This is a genomic window from Rhizobium sp. NXC14 (genome assembly GCF_002117485.1).
In the GTDB taxonomy this organism is placed as follows: Bacteria; Pseudomonadota; Alphaproteobacteria; order Rhizobiales; family Rhizobiaceae; genus Rhizobium.
This window is the reverse complement of the sequence record NZ_CP021031.1, coordinates 434,498-454,918: the sequence shown is the minus strand read 5'-3', so window position 1 is coordinate 454,918 and position 20,421 is coordinate 434,498. Positions and strand designations below refer to the sequence as shown.

Here is a 20,421-nt window from a genome sequence, read left to right as displayed (position 1 = left end):
GCGTCCGCTGCCGTCGGCTAAGCTCGGCGAAGCGCTGACGCGCTTCACCATGGCCATATGCTTGACGCACCCGAGACCAGCGTGGGCCGGGGCGCCCTGCATCACCGCCGCGGATTGCCGGCAGCGGTGATATCGGCGGATGATCGCCGCGCAGGGATACGATCAGGCGAAATCGCCCGGCGCCGATCTCTCATGTGGCGAAGGTTATGGGTCGATATCGCAGTTGCACCGGCAGCTTGGCGGCGATCTCGTCGTCCGTGAGATCGTCGAGCAGCTTCAGGAAGCTGCCCTCTTTGCCGCCATAGATGAGCACTGTTCTCTTGCCCCGTGCCTCCGCCGGCCAACGCGAACCGGCATAGCCTCGGTAATCGTCGGCCGTGATGCTCCAGATATGCTCGAGGCGCTCCTGACATGTCATCGCGCAGAGAGGCCGGCTTTCCCGCTCGACGATTGCGACACGCATGGCCTCGACCGAAGCCTTGTCGGAAAGGTCGCAATAGCCGTGGAAGTACCGGATCGCCCCGTCGATACGCAGTGCGAAGAATACTGACGTCACCGAGCCGGTCAAAAATTCCCGCATCGCAAACATGGAGCCGCGGATCCAGAGCGGCGGCAGGACCTCGAACATGTAATCGTGCGCGGCCTCAGCGATTTCAAACCATTCGCCCGCGTAAAGCGGCGTGCCGTCGCCATCGTGACGATCAGGGCGCTGGCCATGGCGGTCGAACATGCGAAACATCTGCTGGCGGCTTGCGACGCTTTGAAACACCTTGCGGACGGAAGAGGTCATCTGCGGCTCCTTGGGCTGAGCGGACGAAGCGCGGCAGGGCCCTCTCGACCCTGCCATCTTCTTCAGTCCTTCATGACCCCTTGCCTGTCGCCGGCATCCAGCCGCTCGGGTCCAGGGCCGGCTTCAGCCGGGCGAAGCCTCCCTTGACGCGGGCGGTGCGCATGCGGCAGGCCTCTCCCCCATTCCCTCCTCCTTCCATTTCGGTTTCTCGCTGCGCCGCTTCGCGCGGAGCTTCAGAATTTCGTTCCAATCCTCTTCGGGCGGGCGAAGCCGAACCCAGTCACATCCGACCTCGTCGGCAAGTTCGCGCAACCGCTCGGCAAACATGTCGCCTTGAGGATCGGCGTCGGTGGCAGCGACAAGCTGGACGCTTGGCTCTGACGCCAGCCTACTCAGGGCGGCAGCGGTGGCCGGCGACCAGCCGCCGCCTGTGCTGAGATAAAGCGTGCCGTCACGCACGCTCTCGATTGCCGCCAGGCTCATGGCGTCGATCGCAGCTTCCGTGACGGCGAGACGCACAGCTGCTTTCGCGCCGAGACGGAACAGGATCTTCGTCCCGCCGGTGGCAAAACCGCGATATTGCGGACCGCGCGCTTCCCAGCCGGTCACGATGCCTGCCTCGTTCGTATGGGCGGCCCACATGCTGCCTTGCGGACCTTCGCGCAGAAGATTGCGTTCGATCGCCTTGCGAACGAGAGCCGTCGGAAGGCAGCGCTCGTCACGCAGGTATCGCCAGGTCGATGAGCCCGGCCACGGGCAGCGGCGCGTTTGCCAGCGATCGGAAAGGGAGAGGTCGGATTGCCGGTCCGCAATGCCGCTTTGCCAATCAGGCTGGGTAATTTCGAAACCCACTAGCGCCGCGACCTTCTCGACGCAGGCCGGAAAGCCGACACGGCCAAGGTGCTCGACCAGCCCGAACACATCGCCTTTCGCGTCGCTGAGCGGATCGAACCATCCATGCCCCTCATGCGTCACGATGACAATCTCGCTGCGGCGGCGGTACTTCACCGCCCGCCGGGTGCTTTCCTTGGCGTCGATTGCAAACCCGGCCTGCTCCAGCACCGCGGCGCAACTTACCTCGTCGCGCAGCCTCTCTATTTCTCTTCTTTCCATTTTGCTTCCGATCGCGAGAGCGATCGCCTCCAATCCGATAGCCCTATCCGTCCGCCGCTTCAGCGGCCGCGAAGAGCAAGGGCCGCAAGGGCGCGGCTGGCAATTGGGCAATCGTGCAAGCTAGGCCGCGGCGAAGCCTCCCTTGCGGCCTGCCGCTCGCAAGCGGCACATCGCAAGGCCATGCCGCAGGCTCAATGCCAAGGCGTGTACTCATGGACGATCTCAAGATCGTCGTCGGCGTCGATTTCGTCGGACGGCAGGACGCCGTATTCGCCGTCGACCGTGAAGAGGGTGACCGGGACCATCAGGTCGCGGGAGAGCTGGAATGCGCGGGACTGGGCGAGCGAGAGGTCGTCCGACATGTGAGAGGCTCCGTCGGAGCGGGCCAATTCCCGCTCGATGGCTCCTCAGAAGGCCCGGGAACGGGCGCGATCACCGCGACGCGAAGCGGAAGCGGCCGCAGCTTGGCTAGCGGACCCCTTGCGGGTTGATCCTGGAAGATCCGGAACCGGGCCAGGACGCCATCACAAGAGAGCGGGATTGGGCCGCTTCGAAGAATGCCTGACGCCACGAACACACGGCCGAAGTCTCGCCACCTCAGCCGCACCATCGCGCAGTGCCGGTCGCAGTCCGGGTTTCACAAGAAATCGCCGGCAGAAGCTTCGACCGAGAGCCGAAGCGGACAGAACCGTGCTGCCAGCCTACTGCGAAGTTTCAGGCGCCGTTGCGTGAGAGAGGCCGGAAAGCCGTACTCGCTCTCCAACGTCTCGGTCTTCACGGCCAAGTCGAGCGCGCCATCTGGTCGACGGAAAACCTCGTAGGTAATGCGGTCGATGATCTCGTTTCCGGGACCGAAGACCAGGACGCGAGGTTTATGATCTATAATGTCGTCGATTTCGCAGAACATGCTCGAGGCGATGATGATCTCGTCGCCTTGTTGGCATGTTCGCGCCGCAGCTCCGTTGAGATGCAGCATCTGGAGCCGGCCTCGCCGTAAAGAACGTAGGTGCTGAACCTCGCTCCCGACATCTTGTTCCAGATGTCGGCATATTCCAGCGGCTTGAAGCCGACCGCGCGGCAGAACTCGGCATCGATCGTGATCGAGCCGTGATAGTTGAGCTTCGCATCGGTGACCCTGATGCCGTGGAGTTTGGCGCTGACATACTTTTCCAAGAGCTCTCCTGCTGTGCGGCGTCTTCGTCGGGCAAAAGCTAAACCGTTCGTCGATAGGTCCAGAGCTGCGCCGGGGGTATGTTTCGGACAATGAAGTTCATATATATTTTGATAGATCATTTCCAGGAAATGATACGCATATCTGCATCAAGGCGTGGTTAACACTTTCCTCACTTCACCGCCGGCTCGATGTCCAGGCGTGTAGTCATGGACGATCTCAAAGATCGTGGTCGGACGGCAGGGCATCGTAATCGCTATCGACGGTAAAGAGGGTGACGGGGACCATCAGGTCGCGGGAGAGCTGGAAAACGTGGGACTGGGTGAGGGAAAGGTCGTGCGACATGTGAGGGCTCCTTCGGAGCGGGCCAATTCCGGCTCGAAGGCCCTCAGAAGGCCCGGGTGACCGCGAGGAGAGGCCGATTCGAACATGCACTGAAACGGGGCGACACAAGCTATAATCCACGTCGTGAATAGGTGTGATCCAAAAAATCAATTTTTCTAAATAGTCGAGTGCGATTAGGAAAGCGCTGGATTTGATGAAATCGCGTGCGTCCGAACAGGACTGTACCGCCGAGTTCTCCATTGCGCTGGCTCGCGCCGGTCGTGGCGATCCACAGAGTGATGCAGCTCGCTCGCTCCAGCCTCACGAGACTTGCGTGAAGGCATTGTGACCGACATGGGAGGGAACGCAAGGGAATGTTCGGGATTGTGGGTGTCGGCTACCAGCCGGTGTCGGAGTGGCTGGCAGATGCATGGAAACCCGACGCCATGCAAGGAACACGGCCCAAAGACCGGTGCCATCGTCAGCACGCGCGAATCTACGGTCGCGTCGGTGTCCAACACTGTGTTCGCCGATTTAGCCGGACGGAAGCTGCGCTCGCGGTTGCTGCCGGAAGGGCACGTGGCGCCCGTTACGGATAAGGAAGAACCCCATCTTGCCGAGATGCCGCGCGTCAAGTGGAAGGCGCTTAACGGCATATGCCAAAGGATCGAGTCTCTTGGCGCACCCTGGCCGGGCGGATCATCTTGATCACGACCAAGAGGCGCCACCCTAACACTCGGCATGATGCATCCGATCGTTCTTCAGAATCTCAACCTGATCACTGCGCCGAGATCGTCGATCGCCTGGATCGATCGCTCGCGCAATCCGGCGATTTCGGTGACGACCCTATGCCCCCTCCTTTCCGTAGGGGATGAACGTTAGAGTTAGATGACTTGTAGCTGCTCAGCTTTTGGATATTCACATGCCGCAAACGAAGATATTTGGCTTCTCAGGGAACATAACACGTCCATCCACGACGCGCTCATTCGTCGAGCACATTGTGGGGCAACTGGCACTCAAGATGCGCGGGTTGGCGCAGTGCGTCGATGTCGATGACCTTGGACCTTCACTGTTGAAAGCCAAGCGGCTGGACGACCTCAATGCTCATGCGCGCGGGGTCGTGGACCAGATGCTGGAAGCAGACGCCTTGGTCGTAGGCTCACCCACCTACAAGGGTAGCTATACCGGGCTATTCAAACATTACTTTGATTTGCTCGACCCGACCTCTTTGAGGGGTAAGCCCATCATCATCGCCGCAACGGGCGGAGGTGAGCGTCATTCGCTTGTTGTCGAACATCAGTTGCGCCCTCTGTTCGGGTTCTTTGAAGCGCTTGCGATGCCGACCGCAATCTATGCCACTCGTAATGACTTCGGCAATGGGGAGGTGATTTCCGAGCCCATCCGCATGCGCGTCGGCAGGGCTGTGGAGGAGGCAGCCTGTGCGATAGGATAATCAGACGCAGCAATCGCCGCCGAAATGGACTTTATTGTCCCGGGAGTATTCGTCGTTCTTGACACTCAACGCCCACAGAGAGCTTTCGCAATTTGCTTGACGGATCCAATCCGCCCAATGGTCTCGAAGGTCCAGTTCCGCCGCGGTCGTACATGGTTTGGCAGGTGTTCCCAGTCGGGCCGCTATCCGGCAACTCGTTAGCGGCCAACGAGAATTTCCTGAACGACCGAACCGCCCGAAATATTCGTTAACGTATTCTAACAACTCAGTTTTTACCTTGGACGGTGTCTGACATTACGACAGTCCAATAAACCCCAATAGTAAGCGCGAATACCCATGAAGTGTGAGGGGATCTTCACTTGCGAAAGCCGTTTATACTACTCGCCGCCGTCGTTGTCTGTGCAGCACTCCAGTATCCCTCCGGCAAGAGCATGGCCGAAGAGGCGATTGCACCTGCTCTCACCATCTCTCTGACGACGCCGGTCCAACGGAACTGGCCGGAAACCGTCCCCGCGAGCGGCTGGCTGAAACCATGGCAGGAAGCGGTCATCGCCTCCGAAACCAGCGGCCTGCGCATCACTGATGTCCTGGTCGACGTCGGGTCCGTGGTCACGAGGGGGCAGACGCTCGTCCGGCTTTCCCAGGAAAGCGTGCTCGCCGATATTCGCAAGCAGGAGGCGGCTGTCGAGACCGCCAAGGCAACCTTGACGAAGGCCAAGGCGAATGCGAACCGCGCACGACAGCTCACGCCTTCAGGGGCTCTATCGAACGAGAAAATCACTGAATATCTGGCCGACGAGCAGACGGCGACGGCAAGCCTTGCTTCCGAAGAAGCCTCACTCGATAGCGAAAAGATCAAGCTCGCGCAGACAACCATCAACGCTGCGGACGACGGTCTCATAACCTCGCGCTCGGCTAATCTCGGCGCCGTCGTCTCCACCGGTACCGAATTGTTCCGCATGGTTCGTCAGCAACGTGTCGAATGGCAAGCCGAGATATCGGCGCGCTATTTACCGCGCATTTCCGAAGGCTTGAAGGTCGCGATCAACGAACCGGACGGGCATGCCATCGAAGGTAAGGTGAGGCTTGTCGGGCCGTCTGTCAGCACCAGTACAAGCCGAGCGATTGTTTATGTCGCACTTCCCGCTGATGTTCGTCCTCGCACAGGTCTTTACGTCACAGGCAACATCGAATTGCAGACCACACCTGCTTTGACCGTTCCCGAAACGGCGATCGTATTCCGAGACGGGATCAGCTATCTCTTCACAACAAGCGAGGACAGCCGGGTGCGCAGGGTGCGCGTGGAAACCGGCCGTCGCAACAATGGCGAGGTGGAAATCACCTCTGGCATAAACAGTTCGTCGAAGGTCGTAACGTCCGGCGGTGCCTTCTTGTCGGATAACGACCTCGTGAAGATTGCGGAGAAACAGTGATGAACTTCTCGGCATTCTCGATCCGCAACCCCACACCAGCAATATTGCTTTTTGTGATACTTGGATCTAGTGGGCTTTGGGCTTTCAAACAGCTGCCGGTCCAATATTTTCCGGACATGGATCTGCCGGCCATTAACATTACCGCCACGCTCGACGGGGCAGCACCGGCGCAGCTGGAAACAGAGGTTGCACATACCATCGAGGATGCTCTCACCTCCCTGAGCCGTCTGGACTATATTGCGACGACGATCACCGGTGGCACGGTTTCAATCAGGGTCTCCTTCAAGCTGGAGAAGGACAGCGAAACGGCCCTCAATGAGGTCCGCAATGCCGTCGATAGTATCAAGGCTGACCTGCCGGCCCAGATGGCGGCGCCCAGCGTTACGAAGGCCGCGGTCCAAAGCTCCGCGCTGGTCACTTATGCCGTCCGCTCGGACGATCTTGACGAGACCGAATTGTCCTGGTTCGTCGATAACGATCTGACCAGGGCACTGCTGTCGGTGTCGGGCGTCGGACAGGTCAATCGCATCGGCGGAGTGAATCGGGAGGTTCATGTCGACCTTGATCCAGCGTCGATGGCAGCGTTCGGGGTGACCGCTGCTACCGTCTCATCGCAATTGAAGGCCGTTCAAGCCGACACATCCGGTGGCCTTGGCGAGATCGGCGGTACGCGTCAGACATTGCACACGCTCGGCGCCGTAGCGTCGGTGGAGGCTTTGAAGGAGCTCAGCATTCCCCTCACTATCGGGCAGCAGGTCCGGCTCGCAGATGTCGCATCCGTCAAGGACAGTTTTGCGGAGCGCTCCTCTCTGGCCTATCTCGACGGCAAGCCGGTGATCGCTGTCGAAGTCAAGCGGTCGAACGGGTTTTCCGACAGCAGTGTTGCAGCTGACGTTGACGCGGCAATGCAAAAATTTGCAGCAGCGCATCCGAATGTGCAGATCCATCCCGTCTACAGCATGATTGGTGCAATTCTCGACAATTACCGTGGTTCGATGCACATGCTGTACGAAGGGGCGATCCTGGCGATCGTTGTCGTCTGGCTGTTCCTTCGGGATTGGCGCGCGACGATGCTGTCGGCAGTCGCGATACCCTTGTCGGTCATTCCGACCTTCCTCGTCATGTACCTAGCAGGCTTCAGCCTGAACGTCGTCACCTTGCTGGCGCTGTCACTGGTGGTCGGAATCCTGGTCGACGATGCAATCGTCGAGATCGAGAACATCGCCCGCCACCTGCAGATGGGCAAGCGGCCGGTCGACGCCGCTTTGGAAGCAGCCAACGAACTCGGGCTTGCCGTTATCGCCACTACGTTCACGCTGGTGGCGATCTTCCTGCCGACGGTTTTCATGAGCGGCATACCAGGCCTCCTGTTCCGTCAGTTCGGAGTCACGGCAGCAGTTGCCGTCCTTGCCTCGCTTGCGGTCGCTCGTCTGCTCACCCCGATGCTGGCAGCCTATATCATGAAGGCTTGTCCGTCTGAGCAAAAGGACGGCCGTGTTATGCGCGCCTATATGGCGATCGCGAAGGCTGCCCTTGAACACAGGAAGACAACGGTCGCAGTGACTGCCGTTGTAGTCGCACTTTCGCTTTCCACAGTTGGCCTCTTACGGACGGGATACTTGCCACCCGCTGACGACGCACGCACGCAGATCACGCTTACGCTGCAGCCGGGGGCCAGCGTCGAGCAAACCGATGCCGCAACCAGGAGGGCCGCAGGCATCGTCAGTAGAATCCCCGACGTGAGGCATGTCTTTGCAGCTGTGGGCTTGGCATCCCCTGACGGAGATCCAAAGGCAGCGATGAGCAGGGTCGGATCTGCGGCGATCGTCGTCACGCTGACGCCTATTGAAGAGCGCGACCGCAAGCAGTCGGAAATAGAAAAGGATATTCGCCAGGCGCTCTCCGTGTTGCCGGGTGTGCGGGTCGCCGTTGGCATCGGCAACGGCACGAAACTCGAGTTCACTCTGGCCGGTGATGATGCCAATGCGCTTGACAACGCAAGTAGGGCACTGGAGGAGCAATTGCGAACACTGCGTGGCATCGGAGCGGTGACATCGACTGCGGCATGGCAGGCGCCGGAGGTTCAGATCACGCCCGATTTCGCGCGCGCAGCAGCACTCGGTGTGACCTCCAGCGCCATCGCCGAGGCCGTGCGTGTGGCGACGAACGGAGATTATTCTTCCGATCTGGCGAAGCTCAACCTGCCACAGCGACAGATCCCGATCGTCGTCCGCTTCTCGCCCGAGACGCGCACCAATCTCGACGACATCAAGAACATGCGGGTGGCGGGAACGAGCGGCAGTGTCGATCTCGGATCGATCGCCGATATCCGCATCGGCGGCAGCCCGTCCAAGATCGACCGCCTCGATCGTAAGCGCAATGTCACCGTTTCCGTCGAACTCAATGGCCGCGTTCTCGGCGACGTCAACCGCGAGGCACGGGCGCTGCCGGCGCTCCGGCATTTGCCGCCCGGCGTCACACTTGTTGAGCACGGTGAACTTCGACGCAGTTCTGAACTGTTCCAGAGTTTTGCTCTTGCCATGGCAATCGGCGTGTTCTGCATCTATGCTGTGCTCGTCCTGCTCTTCCAGGATTTCCTGCAGCCGCTCACGCTTCTGATGTCCCTGCCACTTTCCCTTGGCGGCGCGCTGCTGCCGCTTGTGGTAACTGGCACCAGCTTCTCTATGCCGGCCGTTATCGGCCTTCTCATACTCATGGGCGTAGTGACGAAGAACTCTATCCTCCTCATCGAGTATGCAATCATGTCAGCTCGCCAGGGCGTGTCCCGGTTTGATGCACTCATCGATGCCTGCCATAAGAGGGCGCGGCCGATCGTCATGACCACTATTGCCATGGCCTCTGGCATGCTGCCGGTCGCTCTCAGCCTCACGGGCGGCGATACGAGTTTCCGGCAGCCGATGGCGATCGTGGTGATCGGCGGCGTGATGATATCGACGCTCATCAGCCTCATCGTCATCCCGGTCATCTTCACTTTCGTCGAGGACCTGCGCAATCTGCTCGAATGGTTCAGCCGCCGAGCGCTTTGGCGCCACGCGACCTGCAGTCAGGAGATGAAGTTCAGCAATTTGCAGGGCGATCTCGCCGGCGACATGACGAAATCGCCAGATATGACCGCATCTCAGCGTAACATCATCAAAGCTACACCATGAGTCGTGCGCCGAGTGATGACACTTCTCGGATCTGCCCACATCCCGAAATCCGATGGACGCCAACTCCATGAATGGCAGCGCGACCCTATCGAGAGCCGAATATGACCTTTCCCGCGAACGCGCGGCAAGATAGTCCTCGAGAAAGGACCCGTCGGCTCTTTTCTTAGTGACTGGCACGGTTGTTGCGTCGTCTCACGAAAGACAGCCGTTAAGGGGAGGTCACGATGATTGACGTATGCTCGATGGGGATGGTGCTGTGCGGTGGGTACCTTCTTGCAGCATCCGCAGGCGGACTCGGCAGCGCTGAGAATGCCTTATCTGACTCGCCATTGTCGACGGCTGATGTATCCAATTTCGAGACTTTCATAGTTCGCAGCCCACCGACATCACTCAGGCTGGATCCGTTTTATGCCAAATATGCTGACGCAGCGGGCATACCTATTATCTCGTCAAACAAGGTTCCAGACACGGCACTATTGATCTCACGTGACATTGTCCTCTACATGTTTTCAGAACGCCGTGATGTCCGCGATGCTTTAATCCAGGCTGGAGCGCGGATGGGCGTCATGGCAATTGACGAGACGACGACTGATATTCCCGAGCAGCGGGATTGGAAGAAGCCTCTTCCCGATGATCCACGGCTCACCCCGGATGAGCGGCGGAATTACGCCACACGATCGGCAAGATGACTGCCCGAGACTACTGGGCCCAAAGGGCGCGCGGCATGGGCGGGCTCTACACGACGGGAGCTGTGGCGAATTTGATGGGCGTGCCGGGCACGTGGTATTACGGTGGGAACATTCTTGTTCACGAATTCGCACATAACATTTTTAACGCGTTGCGCACGGTGGATCCTGATCTCGTTGCACGAGTTGAACATGCCTATTCGCACGACTATAAGGAAGGCCTCTGGGCGTGTTCGTGTATGGAGAACAACGTCGATGAGTATTGGGCCGAGGGCACGCGGTTTTGGTTCAATACGAACTTGGCTTACAGCCATGGTGATCTCACCGTTGCCACATCAGACGAATTCGAGGCTCACGATCCAAGGCTTTACAATATCATGGCGGAAGTCTACCGCCATGATCACCGCATTCTGGCGGATGTCTTTTACCGGCATTCGGTGAAGTCCCGGTGATGTCGATAGGATTCCGTATTGGCTGTCGGCCTCATGCTGCAATCCCACTGGAGACCCGAACTATCGCTGATCGTCCGTGATTTGCCAAAGCAGCCATAAATTTGAGTTTCCGTTCAATTGAAGCGCCCATGTTGGTCCCACGGGTACATACCAAGTACTTCGCGACCTTGATTGCCTCCTTGTGCACATCGATACCAATGAAGGCGTAAACTTCTCTCCATGACGTCTGTCCTCCTGCCGGCGACACTCGGCCGCCGCGCAAAATGCGTCGACGGCGGGAAGGGCCATGTCACAGGCTTGAACATGCCAGGCCGAACCCGTCCTCGTTCAGCGTTGCTGGATGATCAGTGTTGTTAAGCCGGTAAACGTTTCGTGGGCCTATTCTGGCGCATCTTCGAGGAGGCCGTCATAGACTTCCATGAGCGCGTTGTTGATCGCCTGTCCAAGAGCATTGCCTGCTTCCCGGACTGCGTCTTCGGTTCCATCACGCGCGGCCTTGGCTAGATCAAAACCCTGTTTGCCGACAATTTGTTTGGCAACCTCGATCGCCCAGATACCAAAGTCATCCCGATTGTCGATTTTGATGCATTCTTCCATTGTTCGTCTCATCTGTCTATGCGGAGGCGCTTCCCGCCATGACCAAGATCGTTGGGAGGTCGCTGTCCACACCATGGCGCTTTATAGCTATGATTGATTTTTCTCATCTGCACAACAAGCCCCGCCCCAGAAGTTGGCGCAGGGTTAAGTCAGCGCAGCCTGCCGACGCGACGCATCCATCGTTGGGATGGCGTTCATCCAAACAATCGATTTTACCGATAAAGCGCCGTCATTCATTGAATGAACTACGCTTGATCGCCGCCAAATGCATTGGTGGCGGAAGCGGTTCGCGAATGGACAGGGTTTTGAGTTGCAAACAGTACAAATTCAGACATTAGCGTCAGAAATGTTATTCTTGGAACGAGGGCCACATCGGAGGCAGATGGCTTTCGGATCCCCTGACCCCGTGAATTTCAGATGATTGGAAAAGTCCAACTGAGAAGCGCCCCCCAGGCCGAACTATCGGTCGTTCAATCGACCAAAATCACGTAAGGCCTCCCAGAATGCCGCGAGAATTTCGAAATGACATCCAAGCATTGCGTGGCTTGGCTGTTTTACTTGTCGTCGTCTATCACGCACGTATTGGGCCGCTTACAGCTGGCTATGTAGGCGTCGACATCTTTTTCGTAATTTCCGGCTTTCTCATCACCAAGCTGGTCAGCACACAGCTTGAGAAATCACAGTTCAGCTTTTCGGAATTCTATTACCGACGTGCAAAGCGTCTATTGCCGGCGGCCTATGTCGTCATTGCGCTTACGACGATCGCAGCGCCATTTCTGCTGTCGGACGTGGGGCTGAAGCAGTTCAACAATCAAGTCATCGGGGCGCTCACATTTTCCACCAACATCGTTGCTTGGTTCAAAGTGGACTATTTCGGCCCTGCCGCGGAAACGATGCCTCTCCTGCATTTTTGGTCGCTCTCCGTCGAAGAACAGTACTACCTGCTGCTACCTCTCTTCTTGGCTTTAGCGCCCAGGAGATGGTGGCTCGGCGGTATCACGACGGTCCTTGTCGCTAGCCTAGCTCTATGTTTTTATCTGGCCCCCCAGAACCCATCCGCTGTGTACTATCTTCTTCCGACCCGATCCTGGGAACTGGCCATAGGTTCACTTGGCGCATTGCTTCCCACCACGCCCTTGACGTCTGCCGCACTTTCGAAGTTGCGTCTCCCCGCTCTCGCGCTTCTCCTCCTTGCCCCTATGGGCTTCATACATCCCGTCGCGAATGCCACTTTGGTTTCTGTTGCAACGCTGGGACTCCTGCTTGCGCCCACCCGCGACAATGTGGTCGTGCGAGGGATGGCGAGGATCGGTGACATCTCTTACTCCCTTTATTTGATCCACTGGCCCGTGCTTGTCTATGTGAGAGCTGTGTGGCTAGCGGAGCCTCCCGCAGTCGCAATTTATTCGGCAGTTGCCTTCTCATTTGCAGCAAGTTGGGCCCTTTACCGTTTCGTCGAGGAGCTTTTCCGGCGAGGACACCTCACCTCTCGCGCAAAGCTGACCTCAGGACTTGTTGCCGCATCAATTTTTCTCGGCTTGTCGCCCTGGATCGCCAGCGCCGCAATCGAGAGTAAGGGTGATTTTGCCGGGGTCCGACGGATCAACTACGGGCTGGGACGAGCATGTGACTTCATGGCGGGATCTCCTCCTCAAGACATCCCCAAGAACTGCCAGACAACGGGCAAGCCTCAATTTCTGATCTGGGGCGACTCGTTTGCCATGGCATTGGTTCCGGGCTTGGCCAAGACAGTCGGAGAAGGCGGACTTGCGCAGCTCACGATGAGCGGATGCCTCCCCGCCATTGGCGTCTCTGGGATCTCGAAAGCACCAGCGTCGCCCTTTTCCCATGCCTTCGGCGAGCAATGTATCCGCTTCAATGATAGCGTTTTAGCCATCTTAAAAAATCGGCCCGAGATAACCACCGTCGCCATTTCAAGCCCTTTCGATGTGCCTCCATCAAGCGCGTTCATGCTGCTTAAGAGGAGTGGTAATAACCTCATGGAGGAGGAGCTCTCGCTGGATGTCGCCGTTGAAGGAATCAAGGCTCTTGTCGAAGCTGTTCGCGTTTTGGGCAAGCGAGTGGTTGTGGTTGCTCCTCCACCAGTAGGAAATTACGACATCGGTAATTGCCTGGAGCGAAAGGCGAGAGGAGCTATTATTCTGGGGCGCTACAGCGACTGCAAGATATCTGTCAGCGAATACCGCCGGAGCCGCTCGCAGACGCTCGAGCTGTTAAACGAAGTGGCAGCAAGGGCCGATGTAGAGGTTGTTTCCTACCACGACTTTCTTTGCGATAGCACAACATGCAAAACCGAAATCGACGGCAAATTTCTCTACCGAGATAGCGGTCACCTCTCCTATGAAGGATCTGAAGTTATCGCGCGCCAGACAGATCTTGCTGCCAGGCTGATTAGGGCTGCTCGATAAATCTGGCACGGTTACCTCAGCCATAGGACGACATCCCACGGGTATAAGATAGCTTGGGTGGTCGGAAGACTGCCCAAGCTTAAGGGGCGGCGGCAAGATCGCTCACTTCAAATGATCGCCTTCAATTTTGCGAATGGCCTCCTGGACAGAGCCGACGCGAAGCAGCACCAATGCATCCTTCAGGCAACGTTCGATTTCATGCTCGTCCAAGCCTTCGATCTTGGAAATCTCAGCAAGCGTTCTGCCTTTAGCGAGCCATCGCAGGGATACGATCTGCAACGGGCAGAGGATCCATGTGCTTATCGGACCTATCCTCTCGTTCCGAATGGGCACTTGAGGTCGATGCGATTGCTCATTTCTGCAATATGTCTCGAACTGGCGAGGACTTGCGCGCAGCTGTGTGGCGTTCCAAAAAATTGTCGTGCGCGGCAAGTTGGATACTGCGCTCAACTCCTTGAGCGCATCGTCGAATCGTTTGTCCGCTGCCGTGAGGCGGTGATGAAGGCGATGAAAATCTGTCCAGGTGGGTGTCCGGAAGGTCTCGAGCCACCTTGACGGTTGTTGAACGTCGCGGGTGAGCGTCCATTGGCGTGCACCGACTCGGCTTTGAGCATGCCGCCGTCTGCACATGATCTCAAGAAAGAGAGCGGCATTCTCTTCGGAAATCGCATATTCCGTCGTCACCAGAATTGGGCCGCTTCTCGGCTTCAGATCGAGTGCCGGCACCGGCGGATCGAAAGCAACGGAGGCATCGAGTTCCGACTGCGATCGATTGCTGATCGGCAACTTGAGGCCCATAGCGGCGACGACCAGCGAAGCGGCAGCAGAGCATGCCAGTGACACGGACAGAGAATGGTTTTCCGCGATGGCTCCCCACAGCCAGCTGCCGGCAGCGATGCCGCCATAGGTGAAGGCGCTATAGATGGAGATGGTACGACCGACGACCCAGCGCGGGCTTGCCAATTGTACGTTGACGCCGAAGCCCGACCACCCGGTCACCCAGCCTGCGCCACCGAGGGCGAGGCAGACGGTAGAGATGACGAGTGAAGACATCAGCGCAAGAGCAATGGCACACGCCGCGCATGCAAGGCAGGCCAGCACGATCAACCGTTCCTGGGTGCAGGTGCGTCTGAGCGAGGGATTTGCCAATCCTGCTATGATTGCACCCGCGCCGAAGCCACCCATGAGGATACCATAGTCAATCGAACCGCCCTTCAAAAGTTCACGGGCAACCAAGGGCAAGAGTGCCAATATGGAGGTACCGGCCAGCCCGAACAGCGTCCCGCGAACAATCGTTGCCTTGATTTCGGAGGATATTGCTGTGAAACGCAGACCGTCATAGATCGCCGTCATGAGCGCTTCCCGGGAAAGAGGCGACATCTGACCCTTCCATTTGTTTCGCCACAGAGCTGTGAGGGGAGCGACGAAGCCAAAGGTGGTGATCGCGAAGGTTACGAGCGGTCCAAAGACCGCAACGATGATGCCGCCGAGAGCCGGGCCAACGCTACGGACCGTGTTGAACCCGACGTCGAGAAGGGTGACGGCCGCCGGCAAATCGTGATGTTCCAGCATGTCTCCGAGGGAGGCACGCCAGGCCGGATCGCTGAGCGCGATGCCGCAGCCGTCGAGGAAGCTGAGCGCAAGGATCATCCATGGGTCAGTGATGCCGAAAGCCATGAGGATCGTCAGTGTCGCCGACGCCGCTGTCATCAAAATTTGTCCGACGATCATCACCATACGTCGGCTGTAATTGTCGGCAATCACTCCAACCAAGATCGCCAAAACAAAGGTGGGCAGGGTGGACGAGGCCTGAACGAGAGCAACCATCACATCCGACGTGGAAACGGTGGCCATAAGCCAGCTGAGCGCCACTCTTTGCAGCAGCCAGCCAACGCACGAAAGCTGCGACGCGAAGAAAATGGAACGGAATGTCGAACTCTTCAGTGGTGCCAATAACACTATGGATGCTGTCTCTTCATTTGAAGGCATGTCAGTCAGTCTCTTCCGGGCGGGTCACTTCGGCCGCTTTTGACGGACGCGGTTCGACGAGGATGGATGGCAGTGGTTTTTGGTTTTATCTGTCGCCTGCCCAGCCGAACTTATAAGCAGCAGGTAGCTGCTCCCGCTTTGGCGGGCTGTGGCAAGACCACAATCGAAAACGGAGGAAAAAGCGGCTGTCGTCGAGCAGGGGTCGACGACAGCCGAGCGAACCTGGATGGCAGGGGATGATGCCACTCCCAGGCCAGGAGCTGTGTTGGACTTGCGGCCATTCTCGGCGGTCCGAATGCTCGTGAGGTTTTGTTCCTCGCCAGCGCCACAACGGGACCGTTGCAGCTGTTCGACAGATCGCCCCATCGCAAAACTCACTTCACGGACGCGAAACGCGCGCGACCGCTTGGCTGCGGGTCCGTCGCGCATCCGTTGTTCGTTCAATCGAAAGATCAGTTTCGGGAGGCTTGTCACTCATATGCAAAGCGGCGAGAAGCTGGACGACCTCCTGATCGAATGGAGAGAGACGATGATGCAGACGCAGGAAGTCCATCCAGGTCGGCGTGCGGAACGTTTCCGTCCAACGGGACGGCTTTCGAAGGTTTCGCTGGAGCGTCCAGTCGCGCGCGCCTGCGCGAGTTAGGGCGTATCGGCGGGTGCGCATGTGATGGAGGAAGACGTTCAGGTCGTTTTCGTCTATGGAATATTCTGTCCTGGCTGCAATCGGACCGCTTCGGGGCATCAGATCGAGCGCCACCGCTGGAGCCGGATAGACGGAGCCATGTTGGTCCCCCTCCGCCGCAAGATCGACCGTCAAGACGAATCCTGACGCCGCAACAAGAAGCAGGACGGCCGCCGCCAGTTCGAGAGAAGAGGTGAGCGAATAGGTCTGGGCGACCGTGCCCCAGATCCAGCTGCCGGCTGCCATGCCTCCGGAGAGAAACGCATAATAGATGGAGAGCGTCCGACCGACGACCCAGCGCGGACTGGCCAATTGGACCCAAACGTCGAACCCGGTCCAGGTTACAACCCAGCCGGCGCCGCCAAGAGCAAGCGCAAGTACCGCCACCGGTAAAGAGGAGGTCAGAGCAAGTGAGATGCAACAACCTGCACCTGCGACCGAAGCAATTGCCATCAACCATTCCTGAGGTATCAATTTCCTCAAGAGCCGGTTGTTCAATCCGGCTATGCAGGCGCCCGTTCCAAAACCGGCGAAAAGAACGCCATAGGTGATCGGCCCGCCGGCCAACCGGTCGCGTGCGACGAGCGGCAGAAGTGCGAGGATGGCAATGGCAGCAAAGCCGAAGAGCGTTGCACGGATGATTGCGGCACGGATATCGGAGGAAAGCGCCGTGAACCGGATGCCGTCATGGACTGCTGTCGAGATTTGCTCCGCAGGCAGAGGGGACGAGCACACGTGCCACTTGTTGCGCAACACCGCGCCGAGAGGCGCCAGATTGCTGCATGCGGAGAAGAGGAATGCGGCCAAAGGTCCAAGGAAGGCGACAATTGCCCCGCCCAAAGCCGGGCCAACGCTGCGCGTCACGTTGTATCCAACTGACATAAGTGTCACCGCGGCCGGAATATCCCGCTTGTCGAGGATATCGCCCACGGAGGCGTGCCAGGCGGGATCATTCAGAGCGAATCCGCAACCTGCCACAAATCCGAGCGCGAGAATGAGCCAAGGACTGATGAAACCAAAGGCGGCGGAGACTGTCAGTGCGACGGACGCCAGTGCGATCAATGACAGCCCAGTGATCATCACTGATCGGCGGCTATAGGTATCGGCGATGGCTCCGGCGATAATAGAGAGTATGAACGCGGGAAGCGTTGTCGACGCCTGGACGAGCGCGACCATCAAATCGGAAGCGGTGATCGTCGCCATCAGCCAACTGATCGCGACCGTTTGCACAAGCCACCCAAGATTTGCGGCTTGCGTCGAACTCCAGATCGAACGGAACGCGGCGTTGCGCAGTGGATCAAGAGTGGTTGATCCGGTTATGGAAATGTCTTCGACCTGCATCTAAAGTGACTCTGAGCTTCCCATCATCCCGCTGACGAAGCAGATTATCCGCAACCGAGATGCGAATTCCGGCATTATCGATGCCCGTGGCGCAGGAACGCTGCATAAATGAGGCTGGTGTCAGGAAATCGGTCCTTCTAACGGTTGTTGGCGTTAGCTCTAGTCTCCGCTGCAACGTCAAGCAGCAGTTCGACTCGCGAAGGCTGCATGGTGGGTAACGGGCCTCCTAGATCGCAGACCTTCCTAGTAGGTATCAGTGACATTTTCGGCAGTGACAGCAATGGCTCCGATCGCCGGTCATCAGCCTATGCGTCACCGCATCCGAACTGATCGCTGAGGATTGTGCCTGGCGCATCGATGTGTGGCTCCCATCGATGCCATCGCGAACCTCGACTATCACCACTTTTCCGCTCGTATCGGCAGAATAGTGCTCTATCTCTGGCCGACTTAAGCTGTGATGAAAACCAAGTTTGGCAGCCGTAGGCTGCTTTGAGTAAAACGGATTTTAAGATCATTCCGCCAATGTGAACATCTCATGTATCAAACGACCGTCGTGGAGGGAGGCCGCGAGCCCATTGGCTTCGAGGACCCATCCTTAAGCCGGACTTGTCTCCTCGGCCCGCGCGGTGTCAGTTGGCCCCCTGCGACGTGTTCGCAGGGGGCCAACTTTCATTATCTCAGGTCTTAGGCATAACTGATGAGCTTCCAGTTAACAGCCTCGCCGCTATAGGGAGGCATACGATTGCCCTTCGCAATAGGAGCCGTGGTTGACGGCGATCCGACGACCTTCCAGACTCCGCTCTCTGGGCAAATTTCCGCCGTTTTGGCCATGGTTCCAAGGGGCTTCTTCATTGCATTTCACTCCCGCGACTGGTTGATCAAAATGCCTTTAGGAGTGGAATCCAATGCTGGTGGACTTGGTAAAACTCCGGGGGCGATCAGGTCTGACGGCGTCGCGAGCCAACCAGACCAAGCCGGAGGCGAGGCCGTTTGGCGCGGCCTCGCCTTTTTCTGTCTGAGAAAAATCCCGGGCAGCCTCTAAGGCTCAACCGATTGAGCCCGCCACGCATCGTCGCTGCGAAGTCGTTCGTCGACGAGCTCTGCTTATCCCCGATTGATGCAGAGACCCCAGATGGGCTTATCCTCAGTCGTATGCGCTAGGTAGCGGCAATCGTCGGCGACGTTGACGCGGTAGAGGCCTGCAGAAGAACTGCTGATTGCCATGCGCGACCTTGATGCAGATGTCCTTCCCCGTCCCGACGATCGTCGCCCGCTGAGTTTGCGGTGGTAAGGTCTTTGAGCTGCATCATTGGCCCTATTCCTTTTGATATCGGTGGTCACTACTTATCCTTCATTGATATGCCCGCGTGGTGGAGGGTTTCGTCAGAGCCCCTCAACATTTGGAGCGAAAATACTGCCGCGTCTGACTTCATTTGCAGCGTTTGATAGACCAGGTTTGCAGGCTTGCGGCGATTTTCGCCATCGTATGAAGAACTACTGCAAGCGGGCGTCACAGCCTCGTCGGACGACGATCCTTTGGCTCGCGGCGGACCAGATTGGCAGAAGCTGCGAAATTGAAAATGGCGGCGACGCCAAAAAGCGTCCCTGATCATGGCGACCTGATCTTTAAGGAGAGCGCAGTCAGTGGTGAATAGCCGCACCATTCGTTCGGGAGGCAGCGGATACAAACGAATGTCCACATCGCGCCAAGAAGCGCCAGGTGCTGAATGCAGCAGAACCGCGCTCGACACAGGGTCGTATTGGATGCAGAAAATCGTGCTTGTCGAGTATCGCTGACTGAAGCGTGCTTGGCAGCATCATTCAGCGCAACGCGCAGCGCGCGGCAAAGAATAGCCATAGGCAGACAAAGCAGCCAGCAGCGATTGTCAGCGCTATAGAAGCGAGCGACCTCATGTTGTTGAAGGTAAAGCGATCAGCCGCTCACACGCGGTCGGATAAGTCCGGATTGTGGAGCAAATGCCGATGGCACTTGCTCCATAATGTCACTGATTTGCCGGGAAGCGGCCTTTGGACGATCGATCCTGGAAACTTGGACCACCTCAAAACTGCGCATGTCGTCGGTCGAGGCATTCTGGGCTTCACAATGGGCGGTTCAAACCACCATCGCTGCGGCGGCATCCCGATGCGGTGAGAATTTTTTCAGTCGTCCATTTCAAACGTGCGGTATTCACCGCTTTCGTTATCGTAAACCTCGACCTCGACCGAGCTTCCCGAACGCCGGATACTTTCGACATCGACGTCACGGTATTCGCCGGCTTCATAATCGTAGAAGTCGACGGTCTGCCCCGATCTGACGAGGTTGCCCTTTCCAATCTCGACCGCACCGCCAGAATTGCTATCTACACCATCCCATCCGAAGGTCATCGCCGGAGGCGATAACGTCAGGACGGCGGCCACCAACAACGTTCTCAATGGCAATGGTAATCTCCCGTCTTGTGGTTTGTGTGGCAGCCGTTTGAATCCGTTCCGCCACTGTGAGCGGAGGCTGCCGAGACAGACAAGGAGAGCGTGGACCATGCGACGAAGATTGCGATTGCGATTTTCATTTCTAACCCCCACGGCAACAGGTGGGCCGAGTTAGCTCGCCGCGTCCTCGCGGAGTTGCCCAGAGAATTGATGCCCCACCCGCGAAGCATGTAATTCATTTCACACCAATGAGTCGAGCACATTGATGCGAGAAATTGCACTTTTGATTGTATGGTAAATTCCGTCTAGTCATTTGATCCGACCTCATCAACAGCCTGCGACAAGTAGGCTTGCACGGTCCACC

14 protein-coding genes and 2 pseudogenes are annotated in these 20,421 nt (G+C 57.9%); 6 read left to right on the top strand and 10 right to left on the bottom strand.

Translation table 11 applies throughout. The features are described from left to right. Positions 1-190 precede the first annotated feature (190 nt). The 5 genes and pseudogenes from NXC14_RS23950 to NXC14_RS23935 form a co-directional block, all read right to left on the bottom strand. On the bottom strand, positions 191-790 hold the full coding sequence (locus tag NXC14_RS23950) for a DUF1419 domain-containing protein (RefSeq protein WP_085780529.1): 600 nt from the start codon (positions 788-790) through the stop codon (positions 191-193). Positions 791-913: 123 nt separating this feature from the next. Further along, entirely contained in the window at positions 914-1,903 is a 990-nt protein-coding gene (locus NXC14_RS23945; RefSeq protein ID WP_245362194.1) for a DUF3991 and toprim domain-containing protein, read from the bottom strand. Between the two features lie 191 nt (positions 1,904-2,094). Continuing rightward, positions 2,095-2,265, bottom strand: coding sequence for a hypothetical protein (locus NXC14_RS33140; RefSeq protein WP_198175544.1), 171 nt, complete (start codon positions 2,263-2,265; stop codon positions 2,095-2,097). Positions 2,266-2,540: 275 nt separating this feature from the next. After that, positions 2,541-3,076, bottom strand: a pseudogene (panD, locus tag NXC14_RS23940) (aspartate 1-decarboxylase). 147 nt (positions 3,077-3,223) lie between these two features. Then, positions 3,224-3,419 (bottom strand): annotated as a pseudogene (locus tag NXC14_RS23935) (hypothetical protein). Between the two features lie 901 nt (positions 3,420-4,320). Here NXC14_RS23935 and msuE point away from each other — a divergent pair. From msuE to NXC14_RS33610, 5 genes are all read left to right on the top strand, one after another. Beyond that, the gene (gene msuE / locus NXC14_RS23930; protein ID WP_041679112.1) at positions 4,321-4,851 is read left to right on the top strand and encodes an FMN reductase; all 531 of its coding nucleotides are present in this window, start codon (positions 4,321-4,323) and stop codon (positions 4,849-4,851) included. A gap of 359 nt (positions 4,852-5,210) precedes the next feature. Then, entirely contained in the window at positions 5,211-6,284 is a 1,074-nt protein-coding gene (locus NXC14_RS23925) for an efflux RND transporter periplasmic adaptor subunit (RefSeq protein WP_085780528.1), read from the top strand. After that, entirely contained in the window at positions 6,284-9,454 is a 3,171-nt protein-coding gene (locus tag NXC14_RS23920) for an efflux RND transporter permease subunit (protein ID WP_085780527.1), read from the top strand. The genes NXC14_RS23925 and NXC14_RS23920 overlap by 1 nt, the downstream gene beginning before the upstream one ends. Before the next feature lie 224 nt (positions 9,455-9,678). Next, complete coding sequence (locus tag NXC14_RS33615) at positions 9,679-10,143, top strand: hypothetical protein (RefSeq protein WP_245362193.1); 465 nt, start codon at positions 9,679-9,681, stop codon at positions 10,141-10,143. 35 nt (positions 10,144-10,178) lie between these two features. Then, on the top strand, positions 10,179-10,592 hold the full coding sequence (locus tag NXC14_RS33610) for a hypothetical protein (protein WP_245362192.1): 414 nt from the start codon (positions 10,179-10,181) through the stop codon (positions 10,590-10,592). Positions 10,593-10,970: 378 nt separating this feature from the next. On the opposite strand, the gene NXC14_RS23910 is transcribed toward NXC14_RS33610, so the two are convergent. Continuing rightward, positions 10,971-11,189 carry a hypothetical protein gene (locus tag NXC14_RS23910; protein WP_085780526.1) on the bottom strand — a complete coding sequence of 73 codons (219 nt, stop codon included), beginning with the start codon at positions 11,187-11,189 and terminating at the stop codon, positions 10,971-10,973. A 503-nt stretch (positions 11,190-11,692) separates the two neighbouring features. Here NXC14_RS23910 and NXC14_RS23905 point away from each other — a divergent pair. After that, complete coding sequence (locus NXC14_RS23905) at positions 11,693-13,618, top strand: acyltransferase family protein (protein WP_085780525.1); 1,926 nt, start codon at positions 11,693-11,695, stop codon at positions 13,616-13,618. 102 nt (positions 13,619-13,720) lie between these two features. On the opposite strand, the gene NXC14_RS23900 is transcribed toward NXC14_RS23905, so the two are convergent. From NXC14_RS23900 to NXC14_RS32675, 4 genes are all read right to left on the bottom strand, one after another. Then, entirely contained in the window at positions 13,721-15,607 is a 1,887-nt protein-coding gene (locus NXC14_RS23900; protein ID WP_245362191.1) for an MFS transporter, read from the bottom strand. A 379-nt stretch (positions 15,608-15,986) separates the two neighbouring features. Then, positions 15,987-17,630: an MFS transporter gene (locus NXC14_RS23895; protein ID WP_085780524.1), complete on the bottom strand. Its 1,644-nt coding sequence runs from the start codon at positions 17,628-17,630 to the stop codon at positions 15,987-15,989. A gap of 2,160 nt (positions 17,631-19,790) precedes the next feature. Continuing rightward, positions 19,791-20,048: a DUF5334 family protein gene (locus tag NXC14_RS23890; protein ID WP_245362211.1), complete on the bottom strand. Its 258-nt coding sequence runs from the start codon at positions 20,046-20,048 to the stop codon at positions 19,791-19,793. An 11-nt stretch (positions 20,049-20,059) separates the two neighbouring features. After that, complete coding sequence (locus NXC14_RS32675) at positions 20,060-20,197, bottom strand: YHYH domain-containing protein (protein WP_155249458.1); 138 nt, start codon at positions 20,195-20,197, stop codon at positions 20,060-20,062. Positions 20,198-20,421 lie beyond the last annotated feature (224 nt).

Coding starts and splice junctions, on each gene's coding strand:
- NXC14_RS23950 (WP_085780529.1), bottom strand. CDS start 790: ATGACCTCTTCCGTCCGCAAGGTGTTTCAAAGCGTCGCAAGCCGCCAG.
- NXC14_RS23945 (WP_245362194.1), bottom strand. CDS start 1,903: ATGGAAAGAAGAGAAATAGAGAGGCTGCGCGACGAGGTAAGTTGCGCC.
- NXC14_RS33140 (WP_198175544.1), bottom strand. CDS start 2,265: ATGTCGGACGACCTCTCGCTCGCCCAGTCCCGCGCATTCCAGCTCTCC.
- msuE (WP_041679112.1), top strand. CDS start 4,321: ATGCCGCAAACGAAGATATTTGGCTTCTCAGGGAACATAACACGTCCA.
- NXC14_RS23920 (WP_085780527.1), top strand. CDS start 6,284: ATGAACTTCTCGGCATTCTCGATCCGCAACCCCACACCAGCAATATTG.
- NXC14_RS33615 (WP_245362193.1), top strand. CDS start 9,679: ATGATTGACGTATGCTCGATGGGGATGGTGCTGTGCGGTGGGTACCTT.
- NXC14_RS33610 (WP_245362192.1), top strand. CDS start 10,179: ATGGGCGGGCTCTACACGACGGGAGCTGTGGCGAATTTGATGGGCGTG.
- NXC14_RS23910 (WP_085780526.1), bottom strand. CDS start 11,189: ATGGAAGAATGCATCAAAATCGACAATCGGGATGACTTTGGTATCTGG.
- NXC14_RS23905 (WP_085780525.1), top strand. CDS start 11,693: ATGCCGCGAGAATTTCGAAATGACATCCAAGCATTGCGTGGCTTGGCT.
- NXC14_RS23900 (WP_245362191.1), bottom strand. CDS start 15,607: ATGCCTTCAAATGAAGAGACAGCATCCATAGTGTTATTGGCACCACTG.
- NXC14_RS23895 (WP_085780524.1), bottom strand. CDS start 17,630: ATGCAGGTCGAAGACATTTCCATAACCGGATCAACCACTCTTGATCCA.
- NXC14_RS32675 (WP_155249458.1), bottom strand. CDS start 20,197: ATGAAAATCGCAATCGCAATCTTCGTCGCATGGTCCACGCTCTCCTTG.